Annotated in this window: 5 protein-coding genes; 3 read left to right on the top strand and 2 right to left on the bottom strand. The window is 73.7% G+C overall.

Annotated features, from left to right (window positions below):
* Window positions 1-237, top strand: a 237-nt coding sequence (locus CCN56_RS37415; protein WP_256962374.1) for an OB-fold domain-containing protein, incomplete at its 5' end; no start/stop codon positions are given.
* On the top strand, window positions 234-1,010 hold the full coding sequence (locus CCN56_RS37420; RefSeq protein WP_086832161.1) for an enoyl-CoA hydratase/isomerase family protein: 777 nt from the start codon (window positions 234-236) through the stop codon (window positions 1,008-1,010). The genes CCN56_RS37415 and CCN56_RS37420, both read left to right, overlap by 4 nt.
* An 87-nt stretch (window positions 1,011-1,097) precedes the next feature.
* Here CCN56_RS37420 and CCN56_RS37425 read toward each other — a convergent pair whose 3' ends face one another.
* A complete protein-coding gene (locus CCN56_RS37425) occupies window positions 1,098-1,655 on the bottom strand; it encodes a hypothetical protein (protein WP_086832162.1) in 558 nt (185 codons plus the stop codon).
* Window positions 1,656-1,781: 126 nt separating this feature from the next.
* On the opposite strand from CCN56_RS37425, the gene CCN56_RS37430 reads away from it, so the two are divergent.
* Window positions 1,782-2,453: a hypothetical protein gene (locus tag CCN56_RS37430; RefSeq protein ID WP_086832163.1), complete on the top strand. Its 672-nt coding sequence runs from the start codon at window positions 1,782-1,784 to the stop codon at window positions 2,451-2,453.
* Here the strand turns inward: CCN56_RS37430 and CCN56_RS37435 are convergent.
* A partial coding sequence (locus CCN56_RS37435; protein WP_143664756.1) for a PQQ-binding-like beta-propeller repeat protein occupies window positions 2,450-3,308 on the bottom strand: 859 nt, incomplete at its 5' end. The two genes, CCN56_RS37430 and CCN56_RS37435, sit on opposite strands and share 4 nt — an antisense overlap.

The raw sequence follows: 3,308 nt of genomic DNA on the forward strand, positions 1-3,308 counted from the left end.
GTCCTCCCCCACCCGCCGCTCCTGCCGGAGTACGCCGCCCAGGCCCCGTACAACGCCGTCCTCGTCGAGCTGCTCGACGCCCCCCGCATCCGTCTCGTCGGGAACGTCGTCGCCGCCCCGGACGCCCCCCTGAACTCGGTCGACCCGGCCCGGCTGCGCATCGGCGCCCCCGTACGGGTCGCCTTCACCGAGGTCGACGGCGTCACCGTCCCCCGCTGGCTCCTGGAGCGGTCATGAGCATCCGCGTCGAGCGCGACAAGGAGACCGGGGTCGCGGTCGTCACCCTCGACCGGCCCGAGAAGCACAACTCCGTCACCCTGGAGATGGCCCGCGAACTCACCGCCGTCTGGCGGGGGTTCCGGTACGAGGACGAGATCCGGGCGATCGTCGTCACCGGGGCCGGCGGGCGGGCCTTCTGCACGGGCATCGACCGGGACGACGCCGGAAGGGTGCCGCAGCCCTCCTCCCCGTACACGATCGACGATCCCCTGCTCGCCATCGGCCCCAAGGCGAACGACCTGTGGAAGCCGGTGATCGCCGCCGTCGAGGGCATGGCCTGCGGCGGGGCCTTCTACCTGCTCGGCGAGGCGGAGTTCCTGATCGCGGGCGAGAGCGCCACCTTCTTCGACCCGCACACCACGTACGGGATGGTCTCCGCCTTCGAGACCGTCCACATGGCCCAGAGGATGCCGTACGGGGAAATCGCCCGAATGGCCCTCATGGGCACCGCCGAACGGGTCTCCGCCCGGCGCGCGTACGAGACGGGCCTGGTCAGCGAGGTGACGGAGCCGGGAGGCGCGCTCGACGCCGCCCGCGGGGCCGCCGCCGTCATCGCCTCCTACCCGACGGAGGCCGTCCAGGGCACGGTCCGGGCCCTCTGGTCCACCAGGGACGCCTCCCGCACCCCGGCCCTCGCGCACGCCCCCCACCTGGTGACGCTCGGGAACCTGCCGGCGGACCGGCAGGGCGAGCTGTTCACCCGAAGGAGCGGCGCCCACCGGCTCCGGTAGCGGATCCGACGGTCCGTCTCGGCGGATCTTCGCTCGATGGGTCACCGTCGCACGACGCTGATCCGCCGGAACCGACCCGCGCGGCCGCTACTTCTTCCGCACGTCGTACACGTAGCAGTTCTTGACCTTGTCGACGGCCTTCGGGTTCTTCATCGCGACCTCGAAGGTCTTGTCCTCGTAGGCCCCGACGGTGACGAGGGCCGTGGCCGTGTCGACCGCGGAACCCGTGACGCCCTTGAACTCCAGGGTCACCTCGTACGTCCCCTCAAGGGCGTCGTGCGAGGTGATCTTCAGCGTCGACGTGGTGTCCGCCCTGCGTGCGGGCTTCCCCCTGCGCTTCTTCTGGGCCGGCTTCACGCAGTCGACGACCACGACCTCGACCGCGGCGGAGGTGGGCGAAGGGCTGGCACTGGGCGTCGAACCACCGGAGCCGCTGTAGTCGTCGTTGCCCTGCTCGTCGCTGGAGCAGCCGCCGCCCGAATCGTCGTCGTCGGAGTCCGAGTGGCTCCGGCTCTTGCTCTTGCCGCTCTTGCTCTTCCCGCTGCCGCCGCTGCTGCCGTGACCGCCCTTGCCGGTGTGGAAACCGGTCAGCGCGAGGACCACCACCGTGAGCGTCGCCGCGAGCTTCAGACGCGTCCGTACCATCGCCGCGCACCCCGTCCTGTCTGTCGTGTCCGCGCCACCCTAGCGGGGGCGCGGTCCCACGTGGCGGGCCCCCCTCACCCGGCGTAGCGTCGGGAACGAGAGCCGGACCACCGAGGAGGCGGCACGATGATCCGCAACATCGCCGGCTCCGTCCTGGCTCTCGCCGGAGCGACGGCCGCCGTCTGGAGCCCCTTCCGTGCCTGGTACGACGGCCGTCACGGGCGCGACTTCGCCATCGGCGACCTGTTCACCGGCATCACCGACGCCAAGGCCGACGTCCTGGGCTCGATCCTGCTGCCCTTCGCCTTCGCCGCCCTCGTCACCCTCGTCGGCGTAGTCCTCCGCTCCCGCCTGCTCGTCGCCCTCGCCGGGCTCATCGTCCTCGGCTTCGCCATCCTGTGGATGGTGCGGATCGGCGAGGCGGAGGGCAGCCTCACGATCGACGCCGACGGCACGGGGCTCGGCGACGGGGTCGCGATCGCCTTGGGCGGCGGGGTCCTGCTGCTCCTCGGCGCGCTCGTGATGTCGGGCCGGAGGCAGCACGTCCACCGGGTGGACCGGGCCCCGCGGCACCAGCACCCGCCGGAGCCTGCCGGGACGCAGGTGCCGCCGGTGCCGCCGGAGGCACTGGAGGCGCCCCCGACCGGCCCGCCGGTGCCTCCGGTGGCGGGCGAGACCCTCACGGAGCCGCCCTACGGGCCCCCGACCCAGACCTACGACGTACCGGCCTGGGAACGGGACCGGGACCAGGACCGGGACGACGGCCGGCCGCCGCCCCCGCCGCCCCCGCAGCGTTAGCGCGCCGCCGCGCCCCTGCCCGTCGCCGTGCCCTTGACCGCGTCGAGCGCGTACACGCAGCGGTCCTTGCTGCACGCGTACACGACCCCGCCCTTCGCCACCGGCGAGCCGGTGATCTCGCCGCCGGTCGCGAGCTTCCAGCGGAGCTGCCCGCCGGTCGCGTCCAGGGTGTACAGGACGTGGTCGGCCGAGCCGAAGTGCACCCGGCCGTCGGCGACGACCGGGGAGCCGACCAGCTCGCCGCCCGCCGCGAACCGCCACCGGGGGGTGCCGGTGACCGCGTCGAGCGTGTACAGCGCGCTGCCGCTGCCGACGTGGACGTTGCCGTCGGCGACGAGCGCCGGCTCGGTGGACTGGCGCGGCTCGGTCGCGATCCGCCAGCGGTCCTGCCCGGTGGTGGCGTCGAGCGCGTACACCGTGCCGAGGTGGTCCGAGAGGTACACCCCGCCGCCGGTGACGGCGGGTCCCGGCGCGAACGTGGGCGGGGACAGGAAGACGGCCGGGGCCTCGAAGTGCCAGCGGACGTGACCTGCGGCGATGTCGATCGACAGGACCCGGGTCCCGGCGGAGACGTACACGCAGCCGTCCTCGGCCGGGGCCACCCGTACGGGGACGTTGGCGCAGGAGGCCGCATCGCCGATCGGGTACGACCAGCGCTCCACGCCCGTGCGGGCGTCGAGGGCCTGGAGCCGGGCGTCCCGCCACACGTACACGGTGTCGCCGTGCACGGCGGGCCCCGCCTCCGCGGTCTCGAAGTCGGTCTGCGCGCCGGTGAGCTCCCACAGCTTGGCGCCGTTGGAGGCCTCCCAGCCCTGCACCCCGCCGCCGCGCGTGCCGGTGACGACCGTGCCCCGG

Source organism: Streptomyces sp. NRRL B-24572 (genome assembly GCF_002156145.1).
Taxonomy (GTDB): Bacteria; Actinomycetota; Actinomycetes; order Streptomycetales; family Streptomycetaceae; genus Streptomyces; species Streptomyces vietnamensis.